The sequence below is a fragment of the Amycolatopsis echigonensis genome (assembly GCF_002846615.1).
Taxonomy (GTDB): domain Bacteria; phylum Actinomycetota; class Actinomycetes; order Mycobacteriales; family Pseudonocardiaceae; genus Amycolatopsis; species Amycolatopsis echigonensis.
Window position 1 is genome coordinate 1,732,961 of the sequence record NZ_PJMY01000003.1, and the last position, 14,955, is coordinate 1,747,915.

At 69.0% G+C, this 14,955-nt stretch carries 17 protein-coding genes; 7 read left to right on the forward strand and 10 right to left on the reverse strand.

Annotation, left to right across the window (positions count from 1 at the left end):
- The first annotated feature begins 161 nt into the window (after positions 1-161).
- Both ATK30_RS12670 and ATK30_RS12675 read left to right on the forward strand, forming a co-directional pair.
- A complete protein-coding gene (locus ATK30_RS12670) occupies positions 162-1,220 on the forward strand; it encodes a chitinase (RefSeq protein ID WP_167442161.1) in 1,059 nt (352 codons plus the stop codon).
- 434 nt (positions 1,221-1,654) lie between these two features.
- Positions 1,655-2,716 (forward strand): IS110 family RNA-guided transposase, encoded by a 1,062-nt coding sequence (locus ATK30_RS12675; RefSeq protein ID WP_101435776.1) that lies wholly within the window; start codon positions 1,655-1,657, stop codon positions 2,714-2,716.
- 39 nt (positions 2,717-2,755) lie between these two features.
- Here the strand turns inward: ATK30_RS12675 and ATK30_RS12680 are convergent, their stop codons facing one another.
- The 6 genes from ATK30_RS12680 to dapE all read right to left on the reverse strand — a co-directional run bounded on the left by ATK30_RS12680 (position 2,756) and on the right by dapE (position 8,127).
- Positions 2,756-3,136 carry an integrase core domain-containing protein gene (locus ATK30_RS12680; protein ID WP_101435777.1) on the reverse strand — a complete coding sequence of 127 codons (381 nt, stop codon included), beginning with the start codon at positions 3,134-3,136 and terminating at the stop codon, positions 2,756-2,758.
- Between the two features lie 78 nt (positions 3,137-3,214).
- Positions 3,215-4,342 carry an IS110 family RNA-guided transposase gene (locus ATK30_RS12685; RefSeq protein WP_244194597.1) on the reverse strand — a complete coding sequence of 376 codons (1,128 nt, stop codon included), beginning with the start codon at positions 4,340-4,342 and terminating at the stop codon, positions 3,215-3,217.
- 197 nt (positions 4,343-4,539) lie between these two features.
- Positions 4,540-5,226: an IS3 family transposase gene (locus ATK30_RS12690; protein ID WP_158242464.1), complete on the reverse strand. Its 687-nt coding sequence runs from the start codon at positions 5,224-5,226 to the stop codon at positions 4,540-4,542.
- Positions 5,223-5,510, reverse strand: a complete 288-nt coding sequence (locus ATK30_RS12695; RefSeq protein WP_158242465.1) for a transposase — start codon at positions 5,508-5,510, stop codon at positions 5,223-5,225. The genes ATK30_RS12690 and ATK30_RS12695 overlap by 4 nt, the downstream gene beginning before the upstream one ends.
- 70 nt (positions 5,511-5,580) lie before the next feature.
- On the reverse strand, positions 5,581-6,642 hold the full coding sequence (locus ATK30_RS12700) for an IS110 family RNA-guided transposase (RefSeq protein WP_101435776.1): 1,062 nt from the start codon (positions 6,640-6,642) through the stop codon (positions 5,581-5,583).
- 411 nt (positions 6,643-7,053) lie between these two features.
- Positions 7,054-8,127, reverse strand: coding sequence for a succinyl-diaminopimelate desuccinylase (dapE, locus tag ATK30_RS12705; protein ID WP_101435780.1), 1,074 nt, complete (start codon positions 8,125-8,127; stop codon positions 7,054-7,056).
- Positions 8,128-8,169: 42 nt separating this feature from the next.
- Here dapE and ATK30_RS12710 point away from each other — a divergent pair, with 42 nt between their 5' ends.
- The 3 genes from ATK30_RS12710 (at position 8,170) to ATK30_RS12720 (ending at position 10,679) form a co-directional block, all read left to right on the forward strand.
- Positions 8,170-8,610: a hypothetical protein gene (locus ATK30_RS12710; RefSeq protein WP_101435781.1), complete on the forward strand. Its 441-nt coding sequence runs from the start codon at positions 8,170-8,172 to the stop codon at positions 8,608-8,610.
- Between the two features lie 29 nt (positions 8,611-8,639).
- Entirely contained in the window at positions 8,640-9,620 is a 981-nt protein-coding gene (gene dapD / locus ATK30_RS12715; protein ID WP_101440789.1) for a 2,3,4,5-tetrahydropyridine-2,6-dicarboxylate N-succinyltransferase, read from the forward strand.
- 99 nt (positions 9,621-9,719) lie between these two features.
- Positions 9,720-10,679 (forward strand): CHAD domain-containing protein, encoded by a 960-nt coding sequence (locus ATK30_RS12720; protein ID WP_101435782.1) that lies wholly within the window; start codon positions 9,720-9,722, stop codon positions 10,677-10,679.
- Here ATK30_RS12720 and ATK30_RS12725 read toward each other — a convergent pair.
- Positions 10,672-12,069, reverse strand: coding sequence for an FAD-dependent monooxygenase (locus tag ATK30_RS12725; RefSeq protein WP_101435783.1), 1,398 nt, complete (start codon positions 12,067-12,069; stop codon positions 10,672-10,674). The two genes, ATK30_RS12720 and ATK30_RS12725, sit on opposite strands and share 8 nt — an antisense overlap.
- Before the next feature lie 86 nt (positions 12,070-12,155).
- On the opposite strand from ATK30_RS12725, the gene ATK30_RS12730 reads away from it, so the two are divergent.
- On the forward strand, positions 12,156-12,776 hold the full coding sequence (locus ATK30_RS12730; RefSeq protein ID WP_101435784.1) for a TetR/AcrR family transcriptional regulator: 621 nt from the start codon (positions 12,156-12,158) through the stop codon (positions 12,774-12,776).
- A 72-nt stretch (positions 12,777-12,848) separates the two neighbouring features.
- Entirely contained in the window at positions 12,849-13,205 is a 357-nt protein-coding gene (locus tag ATK30_RS12735; protein ID WP_101435785.1) for a DoxX family protein, read from the forward strand.
- A 3-nt stretch (positions 13,206-13,208) separates the two neighbouring features.
- On the opposite strand, the gene dapC is transcribed toward ATK30_RS12735, so the two are convergent.
- The 3 genes from dapC to ATK30_RS45320 form a co-directional block, all read right to left on the reverse strand.
- Positions 13,209-14,297 carry a succinyldiaminopimelate transaminase gene (gene dapC / locus ATK30_RS12740; RefSeq protein ID WP_101435786.1) on the reverse strand — a complete coding sequence of 363 codons (1,089 nt, stop codon included), beginning with the start codon at positions 14,295-14,297 and terminating at the stop codon, positions 13,209-13,211.
- Complete coding sequence (gene fdxA, locus ATK30_RS12745) at positions 14,294-14,614, reverse strand: ferredoxin (RefSeq protein ID WP_009072848.1); 321 nt, start codon at positions 14,612-14,614, stop codon at positions 14,294-14,296. The genes dapC and fdxA overlap by 4 nt, the downstream gene beginning before the upstream one ends.
- A 120-nt stretch (positions 14,615-14,734) precedes the next feature.
- The gene (locus ATK30_RS45320; protein ID WP_167441895.1) at positions 14,735-14,908 is read right to left on the reverse strand and encodes a hypothetical protein; all 174 of its coding nucleotides are present in this window, start codon (positions 14,906-14,908) and stop codon (positions 14,735-14,737) included.
- Positions 14,909-14,955: the final 47 nt, after the last annotated feature.

The following is a 14,955-nucleotide window of genomic DNA, read 5'->3' on the forward strand; positions in this document are numbered from 1 at the left end:
GCTGGACCAGCCGGGCACGGTGCCTCGTGCCCGGCTGGTCCGCGTTCGCGCTTGTCCAGACCAGAGGCCTGAATTTGTCTAGACCATACGTTCGGAGGTAGGCAGTGCCCCTCCCGCCGCTTACCGTTGCGGCAACACCGTTATCGGGGACGGGAGCCGTGATGAACGGACGGAAATCGCGCTGGTTCGGGACCGCCGTCGCGGCCCTGCTCGCCCTGCCGCTCGCGGGAATCGCCCCCGCTTCGGCGGCCGCCGCTCCGCAGTCGGACACCTGCGCGGTGAAGCCGAGACCGTCCGGCCCGGTGCTACAGGGCTACTGGGAAAACTGGGACGGTGCCTCGAACGGCGTGCACCCCGGCATGGGCTGGGTGCCGATCAACGACCCCAGCATGGCCGCGCACGGCTACAACGTCGTCAACACCGCGTTCCCGGTGATCCAGTCCGACGGCACCGTGCTGTGGGAAGACGGCATGGATTCCACGGTGAAGGTCTCGACGCCCGCTGAGATGTGCGCGGCCAAGGATGCCGGAGCCACCATCCTGATGTCGATCGGCGGCGCAGCGGCGGGGATCGACCTGTCCTCCAGCTCGGTCGCCGACAAGTTCGTCAGCACCATCGTGCCGATCTTGAAGAAGTACAACTTCGACGGAATCGACATCGACATCGAGACCGGCCTGTCGAGCAGCGGCGATATCAATTCATTGTCCGCCTCACAAGCGAACCTGGAACGCATCATCGACGGCGTACTTTCCCAGATGCCGCCCGGCTTCGGCCTGACCATGGCCCCAGAAACCGCGTACGTCACCGGCGGTTCGGTCACCTACGGCTCGATCTGGGGCGCATACCTGCCGATCATCAAGAAGTACGTCGACAACGGCCAACTGTGGTGGCTGAACATGCAGTACTACAACGGTTCCATGTACGGCTGCTCCGGCGACAGCTACGAAGCCGGGACCGTCCAAGGCTTCACCGTACAGACGCAGTGCCTGGACAAGGGTCTGACGGTACAAGGCACGACCATCCGCGTCCCGCTGGACAAGCAAGTCCCCGGCCTCCCCGCGCAATCAGGAGCAGGCGGCGGATACCTGGACCCCGGCCTGGTCTCGCAGGCCTACCAAAGCGTCCCCGGCATCAAAGGCCTGATGGACTGGTCAATCAACTGGGACGGCTCACAAGGCTGGACCTTCGGCGACAACGTGAAGTCGCTGCAAGGCCGCTAAACCGCTGCGGGCCGGGGTGCTGCGCAAACGCCGCCCCGGCCTCAGCCCAACTTCCGTGAGGGCAGGCGCACCCTCACACCCCCACCGCAACCCGCACACCCAACAACCGAGGCACCCACGCCAAACCGCACAACCACACCCAACAATCGAGGCACCCACACCACCCCCGCACCCCGATACGAAGCCCCTGAGGTTCCGACTTGTATGTGGCTACCGGTTGGACAGGTTGGATGATCACTGGCCGTAGTCTGCCGGAGGTGTCGGGTTGGGCTCGCTCGTGAGGTTCCTGCCGCCCGGATGGGTTGGCTCGCCGGGGGTGTGTGGCCTGGCTCGGCACCGGCTGCGGTCTGACTCAACAGAGGTGTGAGCGTCACAGGCTGAAAGTCGGAATGTCGACCGCGGCTTCCCGTATCTCGCATGGAGGAGCGCGGTTGATGGTCGTCATCGGGGTTGATCCGCATAAGTCCAGCCACACGGCGTCGGCGTTGGATCCGCAGACCCACCGTCCACTGGAGACGGTTCGGATCGACGCGGCGTTACCGGAGTACCGCCGGTTGCTGGCGTGGGCGAAGCAGTTCTCCGAGCGCCGGTGGGCGGTGGAGAACGCGCGAGGGCTCGGGCGGCACCTGGCGCAATGGTTGATCGCACGTGGCGAGACAGTGGTGGACGTGCCGCCGACGGCCACCGCCAGGGTCCGGGAGCTTTCCCGAGGCGGGCGCCGCAAAAACGATGCTCTGGATGCCGCGGCAGCGGCCAGCGTGGCCGCCCTGCAAGGCGATGCCCTGCCGGTGACTGCCGAGGGCGCCTCGACAGTGCTGGGGCTGTTGGACGAGCGTCGCCTCAACCTGACCCAGCAGCGCACGCGCACGGTCAACCAGTTACACGCCCTGCTGCGTGACTTGCTTCCCGGCGGCGTGCCCACCGACCTCACCGCCGACCAGGCCGCCGCCGCTCTGACCCGAAGCCGACCGCAATCGTCAGTTGAACGAGCCCGCAAGGACCTCGCCCGGGAGCTGATCACCGACATCCGCGCGCTGGATCGCCGGCTGAAAGCGAACAAACAACGCATGGAAGAGGCGATCAAGGACTCCAATAGCCGCCTGACCGACATCGCCGGCGTGGGGCCGGTCGTGGCAGCCCGGCTGCTGGGACGCACCAGCCTGGCATCTCGATTCCCGACAGCCGCAGCTTTCGCGGTCTACACCGGTGTCGCACCCATCGAGATCGCCAGCGCCGACAAGGCCCGGCACCGACTCTCACGCCAGGGCGATCGCCAACTGAACAACGCCCTGCACACCATCGCCCTCACACAGGTGCGCATGCACGGCAGCCGGGGACGCCTCTACTACGACCGCAAGATCGCCGAAGGCAAGACCCACAACGAAGCCATGCGCTGCCTCAAACGCCGACTCGCCGACCACGTCTGGCGCACCATGATCGGCGACGAACAACGCCACGCTCCGTCAACACCACCACCACTTCACGCAGCCGCTTGACAAACACAGAGGAACCCCCGGTGTGCCGGACACTGGGTTTCATGCTGCGTGGGCGTGGTGGTGAGGGTAGTTGGTGCGGGTTTCGCGGGGTGTGCGGTAGCCGAGGGTGGAGTGCAGCCGGTGGTGGTTGTAGTAGGCGAGGTAGGCGAAAACGGCCTCGCGTGTGTGGCTGCGGGTGGTCCAGGACCGGGTGCCGATCTCGGTTTTGAGGGTGGCGAAGAAGGATTCGGCGGCGGCGTTGTCGTAGCAGGATCCGGTCCTGCCCATGGAGGGACGGATGCCGAGCGCGGTCAGGGTGGCGCGGAATTCCGTGGAGGCGTATTGGGTGCCTCGGATGCTCTCCTGTTTGTCAACCGTGGGGTGGCTGGCTCCTTCGCCTGTGATGGTGTGCCGGTGCTCGGCGCGGTCAAGGTCGTTCATCCGGTGGGGTGCTCCATCGTGACCGCGCCTGCGCTCCGGCGGTTGCGGCGGCGACGGAGGAGCCGGCAGAGTTTGGGGTCAGGTGGCCGTGTGGCGGCGGTAGGGGCGGCGGGCGATCCGTTGTTGGCCGGGGTTGAGGAGGTAGTAGACCTCGCGGGCGAGATAGCGCTTCAGACAACGGATGATCTCGAGCTTCGAGTGGCCTTCGGCGGTCTTGCGCGCGAGGTAGGCCTGGGTTCTCGGGTCCAGGCGGATGCGGCTGACGACAGCCAGGTGCAGGGCGCGGTTGGCTTGCCTGTCCCCGCCGCGGTTGAGCCGGTGGCGCTGGGTCGTCCCGGATGACGCGGGCAGCGGCGCGACGCCGCAGAGCATCGCGAACCCTGCCTCCGACGTCATCCTGTCGGGGTTGTCGCCAGCGGTGACGAGCAGCTGTCCGGCGATCTCGACGCCGATGCCAAGCCGCGCGAGCAGCTGCGGCGCGAGTGCCTCGACCAGCGGGTTGATCAGGTCGTCGAGGTCGGCGATCTCGTCGGTCAGTTCGAGGTAGCGACGTGCCATCGACTTGAGCGCGACCCGGTAGGCGCCGATCGGGTCGGCGGCGTTCGACACGTCCGGACGCCAGGCGGCGACCACCCGGATCAGCTGCATGCGGGTGAGGTTGCGGATCTGGTCACGCACCTCGTCCGGTGCTGAGACGATCGTCATTCGCAGCAGTTGCAAGGCGTTTCGCCGCTCGCGGACCGCTTGGGCTCGTGCCGTCCGCAGGACCCGCAGCGCCTCGACGGCCCCGTCCTTGGACTTCGGGATCGCGGTCCGCCGGTTGTGCAGCACCGCCCGGGCGGCGCTGATCGCGTCCAGGTCGTCGTCCTTGCCCCTGCGGCGGCGATCGGAGCGGTCCGGCCGGTCGACCTCGAGAACGGTCGCACCGGCCTTCGCCAGGTGCCGGGTCAGCCCGGCGCCGTAGGAGCCGGTCCCTTCGACGCCGATGCGGGCCAGCCGGCCGTGTTCGCCGATCCAGGCCGTCAGAGCCCGATAGCCAGCGCGGGTGGTGGAGAAACTGTGCGTGCCCAGTACTGTCCCGCCGTCGTCGACGACCGCCGCCACGTGCAGCTCCTTGTGCGTGTCCACGCCGGCGTACACGGTCTTCCCGGATGCTGCCGACTCCCGGGTCTGGCCCGTTCGCGCAGCATGCGCAATGCTGGTCATGTCGTCCTCTCCGATCCGCTCGATGGGCAGGGCGGCGCCGCGCATCGACCGAACCGGCGGACAAGACAGTGATGAGCGCCTGGTGGCGCAGGCTCTCCTTAGGTCACCCCGACGGCGAGGCGTAGCGCCTCGCCGGGCGCTCCCAGAGCAACCGACAGATCCGAGGAAAGACAACACTTCGTCGATCGGAGTGAGGGTCAGGAAGCTCTCGGAGCGCCCGGCACCAGCATCCTCCCGCGTCCGTCCCTCTCGCGGGCCGGGAAACCCGGGGCAACACCGGCAGAAACAGTCTCACTGTCGGAATGGAACACCGCGCCCGTATTGATCAACCCGCGGCGGGCGGCGAGCGTGATGGCGTCGCAGACGAGGCCGGCGCGCATATGCGGGGCGAGGGCGTGGCCGACGATTTCGCGGGTGTGCAGGTCGAGCACGGTCGCGAGATAGAGCCAGCCTTGCTCGGTGGGCAGGTAGGTGATGTCCCCGGCCAGCCGCTGCCCGGGGGCGTCGGCGGTGAAGTCGCGGCCGATCAGGTCCGGTGCGGCCGCGGCCTTGTCCGGCCGGGTCAACGACCGGGGTTTGCGGCGGGTGTTCCCGGCGATCCGCCGTTCGCGCATGACCCGCTCGACCTTCTTGTGGTTGACCGTCGCGCCGCGGCGGCGCAGTTCCGCAGTGACCCGCGGACTGCCGTAAGCACCGCGGTGGGCGGTGTGGATCCCGGCGATCTCCCCGGCCAGCCGGTCCTCGGCCGCGGCCCGTTCCTTCCTCGCGGGGGCGGCGGCGAGCCATTCGTAGAACCCCGGGCGGCGCACCCCGAGGACACGGCACAGCCGGGCGACGCCATAGGCGCCGCGATGGTCGGAGATGAACCGGTAGCTGCGGGTCAACGATCCATCTCCTGCGCGAAATAGGCGGCCGCTTTGCGCAGGATCTCCTTTTCCTTCTCCAGCTCCGCCACCCGCTTGCGCAACGCCCGCAGCTCCCGCTCCGCCGCGTCCCCGCCCGACGCGGCCGCGCTTTCGGCACGATCGGCCGCCCGCACCCACGTCCGCAACGTCTCGTGATTCACCCCCAGCTCACGAGCCACCTGCGCCAACGGACGCGACGCCGACCGCGCCAACGCGACCGCTTCCCGCCGGAACTCCTGCGGATACTTCGACGAACCAGACACAAACACATCCTTCCCCAGGCCAAAGCCAAGGATCAGAGTGTCCGGCACACCGGGGGTTCCTCTGTGTTTGTCAAGCGGCTGCGTGAAGTGGTGGTGGTGTTGACGGAGCGTGGCGTTGTTCGTCGCCGATCATGGTGCGCCAGACGTGGTCGGCGAGTCGGCGTTTGAGGCAGCGCATGGCTTCGTTGTGGGTCTTGCCTTCGGCGATCTTGCGGTCGTAGTAGAGGCGTCCCCGGCTGCCGTGCATGCGCACCTGTGTGAGGGCGATGGTGTGCAGGGCGTTGTTCAGTTGGCGATCGCCCTGGCGTGAGAGTCGGTGCCGGGCCTTGTCGGCGCTGGCGATCTCGATGGGTGCGACACCGGTGTAGACCGCGAAAGCTGCGGCTGTCGGGAATCGAGATGCCAGGCTGGTGCGTCCCAGCAGCCGGGCTGCCACGACCGGCCCCACGCCGGCGATGTCGGTCAGGCGGCTATTGGAGTCCTTGATCGCCTCTTCCATGCGTTGTTTGTTCGCTTTCAGCCGGCGATCCAGCGCGCGGATGTCGGTGATCAGCTCCCGGGCGAGGTCCTTGCGGGCTCGTTCAACTGACGATTGCGGTCGGCTTCGGGTCAGAGCGGCGGCGGCCTGGTCGGCGGTGAGGTCGGTGGGCACGCCGCCGGGAAGCAAGTCACGCAGCAGGGCGTGTAACTGGTTGACCGTGCGCGTGCGCTGCTGGGTCAGGTTGAGGCGACGCTCGTCCAACAGCCCCAGCACTGTCGAGGCGCCCTCGGCAGTCACCGGCAGGGCATCGCCTTGCAGGGCGGCCACGCTGGCCGCTGCCGCGGCATCCAGAGCATCGTTTTTGCGGCGCCCGCCTCGGGAAAGCTCCCGGACCCTGGCGGTGGCCGTCGGCGGCACGTCCACCACTGTCTCGCCACGTGCGATCAACCATTGCGCCAGGTGCCGCCCGAGCCCTCGCGCGTTCTCCACCGCCCACCGGCGCTCGGAGAACTGCTTCGCCCACGCCAGCAACCGGCGGTACTCCGGTAACGCCGCGTCGATCCGAACCGTCTCCAGTGGACGGTGGGTCTGCGGATCCAACGCCGACGCCGTGTGGCTGGACTTATGCGGATCAACCCCGATGACGACCATCAACCGCGCTCCTCCATGCGAGATACGGGAAGCCGCGGTCGACATTCCGACTTTCAGCCTGTGACGCTCACACCTCTGTTGAGTCAGACCGCAGCCGGTGCCGAGCCAGGCCACACACCCCCGGCGAGCCAACCCATCCGGGCGGCAGGAACCTCACGAGCGAGCCCAACCCGACACCTCCGGCAGACTACGGCCAGTGATCATCCAACCTGTCCAACCGGTAGCCACATACAAGTCGGAACCTCACCCCCTGCGGTTCGGGGGTGCTTGTCAAGGCATCTTTCCCGCCTTGACAAGCACCCCCGAACCGTCAGCACACTCGGCTTCGGGGTGCCCCCACGCACCCACCCACCTGCAATGTCGCCGCCAGGCGACGAGCCGCCCGCGACGAGCAGACCGGAACGATCACCCTCACCCAAGAAACTTCCTCAAAACCTCCGCCACCCCCCGAATCTCCCCCACCCGCACATTCTCCTGCCGCGTATGCGCCAAAGTTGGATCCCCCGGCCCGAAATTCACCGCAGGCATCCCCAACGCAGCGAACCGGGCCACATCCGTCCACCCCAGCTTGGCCGCCGCCCGACCCCCAGCCGCGGCCACCAATTCCGCCGCCGCGGGCGCGGACAACCCCGGCAACGCCCCCGGCGACATATCCACCAAAGTCACGTCAAACCCAGCAAACACCTCGCGCACATGCGCCTCGGCCTGCTCCGTCCCGCGATCCGGCGCGAACCGATGATTCACCGTCAACACCGCGGAATCCGGGACCACATTCCCAGCCACCCCACCGGAAATCGAAGTAGCCTGCAGCCCCTCCCGATAGGTCAGCCCGTCAATCTCCACCACCCGCGGCGAATAAGAAGCCAACCGCTGCAACGGCTCCGCCAGCGCGTGAATCGCGTTGGACCCCATCCAAGCCCGAGCCGTATGCGCCCGCGCCCCTTCAGTCCGCACCTCGACCCGCAGAGTCCCCTGGCACCCAGCTTCGATCACGCCATTGGACGGCTCCCCGACAATCGCGAGGTCTCCCGCCAGCCACTCCGGCAGCTCCCGCTCGATCCGGCCCAGCCCATTCCGGACCGCCTCGACCTCTTCATTGTCGTAAAACACAAACGTCACATCGTGCCGAGGCTCCGGCAAAGTAGCGGCCAGATGCAGAAACACCGCATCCCCGCCCTTCATGTCCACGGATCCGAGCCCGTGCAACACCTCGTCGTCCCCAGCCCCAGTACGCCGAGACGGCAAATTGGAATTCTCCGGAACCGTGTCCAAATGCCCGGCGAGAATCACCCGCGACGCGCGACCCAGATTCGTCCGCGCCAGCACCGCGTCGCCATTGCGCACGACCTCGAGATGCGGAGCCTGCTCGACCAGCGCCGCCTGCACCGCGTCCGCCAGCTTGCCCTCCTCCCCCGAGACGCTGAACACATCAACCAGGGCAGCGGTCAGCTCGGCCGGATCGGCGCGCAGGTCAAGAGAGGTCATACCGGCACCGTACCCAGCCAGCGCGGGGGCTACCGTGAGGACGTGCGCACGCGAAGCTCCCTGGTCGCTCTCGGCGTCCTCGCCCTCGTCCTCACCGGCTGCAGCAACGAGGCCGGGCCCAAGGCCCGCCCCGGCGCCGGCGATCCGGGTCCAGACGCCCTGCCGACCAAGCTCGACGCACTATCGGCCGACGCCTGCTTCACCGCCCCGCAGACGCAGCTGCCCAAGGGCTGTGAGAAATACGTCACCGAGGTCGGCAACACCGCGGGTTCGGTGCACCGGCTGGCGAAAGCGGGCAAGACGGTCAACCAGCCGCTGGATGCCGACGCGACCGCGATCGACCAGGCGGTCGGTGCGTTCCGCCAGGCGGGCTGCACCACCGTGCCGGCCCCGGGCGGGGCCTGCACGCAGGCGCTCGTCTCCATCTCGGGCGCGCTGACCGAGGTCAAGCAAAAGGTGGACCAGCTGGCCACCACGGGGTGATCCGGCCCGCTTCGGCTACCGTGACCGGCGTGAGCGAGCAGACCCCTGACCCCGAAACGACCGGCGCCGTCGGCGTCGGGCTGGCCACCGTCACCTCCGACGGGACCGTGCTGGACACCTGGTACCCGCACCCCAAGCTGGTGGACGCAGGCACCAGCGGCGCCGAGCGGCTGACCGCGGAGCAGACCGCCGAACTGCTCGGCGAGTCCGCGGCCGCGCTGCTCGGCCCGGACACCGACCGCGGTGTCGAGGTCGTCGCGGTGCGCGTGACGATCGGCAGCCTTGCCACCGCGCCCGCCGACGCCCACGACGTCTACCTGCGCCTGCACCTGCTGTCGCACCGGCTGGTCCGGCCGCACGGGCAGAGCCTCGACGGGATCTTCGGCCTGCTGGCCAACGTCGTGTGGACGAGCCACGGCCCGTGCCCGGTCGAGGGCTTCGAGCAGACCCGGCTGCGGCTGCGGTCGCGCGGCGCGGTCACCGTCTACGGCGTGGACAAGTTCCCGCGGATGGTCGACTACGTGCTGCCGACCGGCGTCCGCATCGCCGACGCCGATCGCGTGCGGCTCGGCGCGCACCTCGCGTCCGGCACCACGGTGATGCACGAGGGCTTCGTGAACTTCAACGCCGGCACGCTCGGCGCGTCGATGGTCGAGGGCCGCATCTCGGCCGGTGTGCTGGTCGGCGACGGCAGCGACGTCGGCGGCGGCGCGTCGATCATGGGCACGCTGTCCGGCGGCGGCACCGAGGTGATCTCGATCGGCGAACGCTGCCTGATCGGCGCGAACGGCGGCGCGGGCATCTCCCTCGGCGACGACTCGGTGATCGAGGCCGGGCTCTACATCACCGCGGGCACCAAGGTCGAGGTCGACGGCAAGACGGTCAAGGCCCGCGAGCTTTCCGGCATCTCCGGCGCGGTCTTCCGGCGCAACTCGGCGACCGGCGCGGTCGAGGTCGTGCCGCGCGGCGGCGTCGGCATCCAGCTGAACGAGGCACTGCACGCCAACTGAGCCACCTGTCGAGAGGGTGCGCTTCCCGGTGACGGGAGCGCACCCTCTCGTGGTTTCCGACCTGCCCGCGCCGCTCGTCGTTCACCTACCATTAACCAGGTGACTTCCCCCGCGACCAGCCGCCGCCGTGCTCCGGACCCGACGACGCCGGCCGCTCTCGGGCTCCCCGCCGAACCGGTGAAGGCGGGCCCCGAGGCCCCGGCGGCCGTGCACGTCCGCGCCAAACTCGACCACGAACTGCGCGAACTGCTCGCCCGCGAACCAGGCACCCGGGCCGGGGCCGATCCGGAAGACCTGCACCAGATGCGCGTCGCGCAACGGCGGATGCGGAGCGTGCTGAAATCCTCCAGCGCGCTGGTCGGGCCCACCGCGGAACCGGTCCGGGCCGATCTCGGCTGGCTGGGCCAGGTCCTCGGCGAGGTCCGCGACTACGACGTGCTGATCGGCCACCTGCGCGAGGTGATCGCCGGTTTCGACGTCCGCGACCAGGCCGCTGGACGACGGCTGGTGTCCCGCTTCGTCTCCGAGCGCACTACCGCCCGCCGTCGGCTGAACCGGGCCCTGTCGAGCCCGCGGTACGCGACGTTGCTGCAGAGCATCGCCCAGCTGTCCCGCACCGCCGAGCACGAGATCGACGAGACGCCGTCGGAGAAGCCCGGCTTGGCCGCCGACGTGCGGAAGCCGTATCGGAAACTCGCCCGCGCGGTCGCCGCCCTGCCGCCGAATCCGCCGGACGACGACCTGCACGCATTGCGCATCCACGGCAAGAAACTTCGCTACACGGCCGAATTGGCCCGGTCGGCGGCGAAGAAGAAGCAGGCCGAGAAGCTGTCCGAACTGATCAAGGCGACCCGCAAATTCCAGACCGTCCTAGGCGATCACCAGGACGCGGTCTTCGCCGCGGAGAAGGTGCGCGGCGTGCTGGCCGACGCGGACGCCGAGGTCGGTTTCGTCGCCGGCCGGATCGTCGAACACGAACTGGCGAAGCGCTCCCGGGCGCGGGACACGTGGCCCGGCGTGTGGCACCGCATCGAGAAAGCCGAGCACGCGGTCAGTTGACCGACCACACGTACCCGTCCGGCCGCACCAGCACGCGCTTTCCCGGCGCACCCTCATACGCCGCGTACGCGTGCCCGCCCGCGTCGACGAACTCCCCCGTCGCCCCTTGCGGCAGGATCCGATACGCCGGGTGCTCCGTCCCGAGCGGGCCGTCGCCGAAGACCAGTTCTGTCGCATGTGGACCTTGGAACAACTCGAACAGCCGCACGCTCTTGCCATTCGCGTCGACGAGCGGCGCGTCCGGCGCCCGATCTCCCGGCCGCAACGCCCCCGTCCCGGCCGGCGACAGCGGTCCGCCCCGGTAAGTCAGGTCGAGCTGCTGCGTTTCCGGACCGCGTTCGTGCGCGTCCTCGGCACCCTCCTTGTACTTCTCCAGCAACGCGGTACTCACCCCGAGCACGCGCGCCGCGACCGCGCGCCGTTCCGCCTCGTAGCTGTCCAGCAGCTCAGGTGATCCGTCGGCGAGCTTCCAGGCGAGGTTGTACGCGTCCTGCACGCCGGTGTTCAGCCCCTGCCCGCCGGTCGGCGGATGTACGTGCGCGGCGTCCCCGGCGAGGAACACCCGCCCCGTCCGGAATGCCCCGGCCAGCCGGATATTCGGCCGCCATACGGTGGACCAGGCCAGGTCGAGCAGCCGGATCCCGCCGCCGGACACCGCGTCCAGATGCTCCTGCAACGCGCTCAGCGAGGTCCCCGCGTCGCCGTCGCCGAGCGGGGAGGCGAACTGGAAGTACGGCGTACCCGCGAGCGGCGTGAACGCGACGCCGGACATCGGCTCGTCCGCCTTCGCGAACCAGTACGCCGACTCATGGTCGAGACCTTCCGCCGAGACGTCGCCGAGCAGCATCCGGATCGACTCGTCAGTGGTCCCCTCGAACGCGATCCCCAGCGCCTTGCGCACGAAGCTCTTGCCGCCATCGGCACCGACCAGGTACTCCGCGCGCACGGTCTCCCCGGTCGACAGCTCCGCGGTGACACCCTCCTCGTCCTGGGTAAACCCAGTCAGCGCGGTGTTCAACTCCACCCGCACGCCGAACTCGGCCAGCCGGTCCCGGAGGATCCCCTCGGTCTGCGACTGGCCGAGGAACCACGCGCTCGGATACGGCACCGCCGGCGTCGGCTCGACGGGCTCGGCTATCCGCCGCTCCATCGTGAACTCCCCGTCGAGGTACACCCGCATCGGATGCGGCGGCGCACCCGCGGCGAGCACCGCGTCCAGCACGCCGAGGTCCTCGAAAACCTCCAGCGTCCGCGGCTGCAGCCCGTCCCCGCGCGAGCCGACGAAGTACTGCTCCGCCTTGTCCACCACCCGCACGCCGATCCCGCGCCGCGCCAGCTCGATCGCCGCCGTGAGCCCGGTCGGCCCCGCTCCCGCCACCAGCACCGTCATGTTCCCGCCCCTCTCAGTGAATTTAAATTCAGTGAATCTTGATTCAGAGTGCCCGCTGATAGCGTTCGCGTCAAGGGAGGTGCGGGATGACAGCGACGAGCCGCCGGGACAAAGCCGCCGAAACGGAAGCGGCGCTGAAGGAAGCGGCCAAGCGCGTGTTCGCGGCCAAGGGCTATCTGAACACGAAGATCACCGACATCACGCAGGAAGCGGGCCGCGCCGCGGGGTCGTTCTACAACCACTTCGCGGGCAAGGAGGAACTGCTGATCGCCCTGCTGGCCGACCTGGCGCAGGACAGCGACCAGCAGGCCGCGGGCGAGGACCATCTGTCCGATTTCAGCGATCCCGCCGCGGTCCGCTGGCACGTGCGGCAGTACTGGGAGTTCTACCGCGCCAACGCGCCCACGATGCTCGCGCTGCGCCAGGCAGCGATGGTGAACGACGACTTCGCCGCCGCGTACGCCAACTTCGGCGCCACTCAGGCCTCGGACGTCGAAAGCCACCTCGAATACGTCACCGCGGCTGGCCTGCGGCTCCCGGCGAACACCCAGCTCACCATCGCGATGATGTACCAGCTGATCGACAACTTCGCGCAGATGTGGCTGCTGACCCCGCCGCCCGCGGGCTGGAACCCGCCGTCCGACGAGGAAGCGATCGAGGCGCTGACCCGGTTCGTCTACCGCGGCTTCACCGGCCGCGACTACTAGCCGCGGTCACCTTTCCCGTGCGCGCACTGTCAGAGAAGTGAGACCTGACAAGCACCACCGGAAGGAGCCGCGATGGAAATCGGACTTCTCGTAGCCACCTTCGCCTGCGTCGCGATCAACGCCTTCGAGGTCGCCGCCAAGGTCGCCCGGGCGCAGTTCGTGCTGCAGAACTCCGCCGAGGTCGGCGTCGGTCCGCGATGGATCCCGTACCTGGCGCTCCTGGAGGGTGCGGGCGTCGCCGGGCTGGTGGCCGGGCTGCTCGGCTGGCCCCGGCTGGGGCTGGCCGCGGCGATCGGGCTGACGCTGTTCTTCGTCGGAGCAGTCGGCGCTCACGTCCGCGCGAAGGTGTTCCACAACATCGCGTTCCCGGCGGTCTTCCTCGCCCTGACAGTCGCGGCGACCGGGTACTTCACGTGGTCGGTCGCCTGACCGTCAGCCCTGCGCCAGCCGCTCCGCGGCCGCCTCGATGCGCTCGTCCGTCGAGGTGAGCGCGACCCGCACGTGCTCCTTGCCCGCGGGCCCGTAGAACGTGCCCGGCGCGACCAGGATCCCGCGCTCGGCGAGCCACTCCACCGTGGCCTGCGCGGATTCCCCGCGCGTCGCCCAGAGATACAGCCCCGCCTCGGAGTAGGTGATCTCGAACCCGTTGTCCTGCAAGGCTTTTCGCAGTACAACCCGCCGCGCGCGGTAGCGTTCGCGTTGCTCGGCAAGGGCTTCGTCGTCGGTCAGCGCCGCGACCATCGCCTGCTGCACCGGGCGCGGCACGATCATGCCGGCGTGCTTGCGCACCTCCAGCAGGGTCTTCACCAGCTTCGGGTCGCCGGCCACGAATCCGGCGCGGTAGCTCGCGAGGTTCGCCGATTTGGACAGCGAGTGCACGGCGAGCAGGCCGTCGGTGTGTCCACCGTGGACGGACGGGTGCAGCACCGAGAGCGGTTCCGCCTCCCAGCCGAGCGACAGGTAGCACTCGTCGGACACCACGACGGTGCCGCGCTCGCGCGCCCATTCGACCACCTTGCGCAGGTGGTCGACACCGAGCACGCGGCCGGTCGGGTTCGACGGCGAGTTCAGCCAGATCATCGCCGGGCGGCGCGGGCCGAGCTGGGTCAGCCCGTCCGCGCGCACCACCTCGGCGCCCGCGAGCAGCGCGCCGACCTCGTACGTCGGGTACGCCAGCTCCGGGATGACCACCACGTCGCCCGGTCCGAAACCGAGCAGCCGCGGCAGCCAGGCCACGGCCTCTTTCGAACCGATCGTGGGCAGCACCGCGTCCGGCTCGACGCCGGTGATCCCGTACCGGCGCCGCAACGCCGCCACAGCCGCTTCGCGCAGCTCAGGCGTGCCGTGCGTGGTCGGGTAGCCGGGGATCTCCGACACCGACGCGAGCGCGGCGCGGATCGAGTCCGGCACCGGATCGACGGGCGTGCCGACGGAAAGGTCGACGATGCCCCCGGGATGCGCCTGCGCGCGGGCCTTGACCTCGGCGAGCGAATCCCAGGGGAAGTCGGGCAGCCGGGTCATTCGCCCTGCGGGGGCAGAGCCTTGATGAACCCCGGGTCGTGCGCGGTCTTGCCGACCTTGGAGGCGCCGCCGGGCGAACCCAGCTCGTTGAAGAAGTCGACGTTCGCCTTGGTGTAGTCGGACCAGTTGTCCGGGACGTCGTCCTCGTAGTAGATGGCCTCGACCGGGCAGACCGGCTCGCAGGCGCCGCAGTCGACGCACTCGTCCGGGTGGATGTACAACATCCGCTCGCCCTCGTAGATGCAGTCCACGGGGCACTCGTCGATACACGCCTTGTCGAGGACGTCGACGCAGGGCTCGGCGATCACGTAGGTCACTGCGTACTCCTGGCTTCTCCTGCTGGGCCGGTCGGTGCGGACATTACGCGCTTCCCTGGCCCCCGGTAGTGGTTAGGCGACCCTTATCCCACCCCTGGAAACGGGGCGGATCCGCGCCGCTCAGCGGTCCCGGCGACGCGGTTTCGGCGCGTTCCGGGCGTCGCCGGTAATGGCGAACGCGGGGCCGGCGGGCTTCCCGTCCTCGCGTTTCTCCTCGAGAGTCCGCTTGAACCCGTCGGCGATCTCGTCGACGAGCTCGTCGTTGTGCCGGTCGTCCTTGCGCGCGTAGCTCATGGGGTTCTCCTGCGGAACGGGACAGCTCTCTCCGTCACAATCTAACC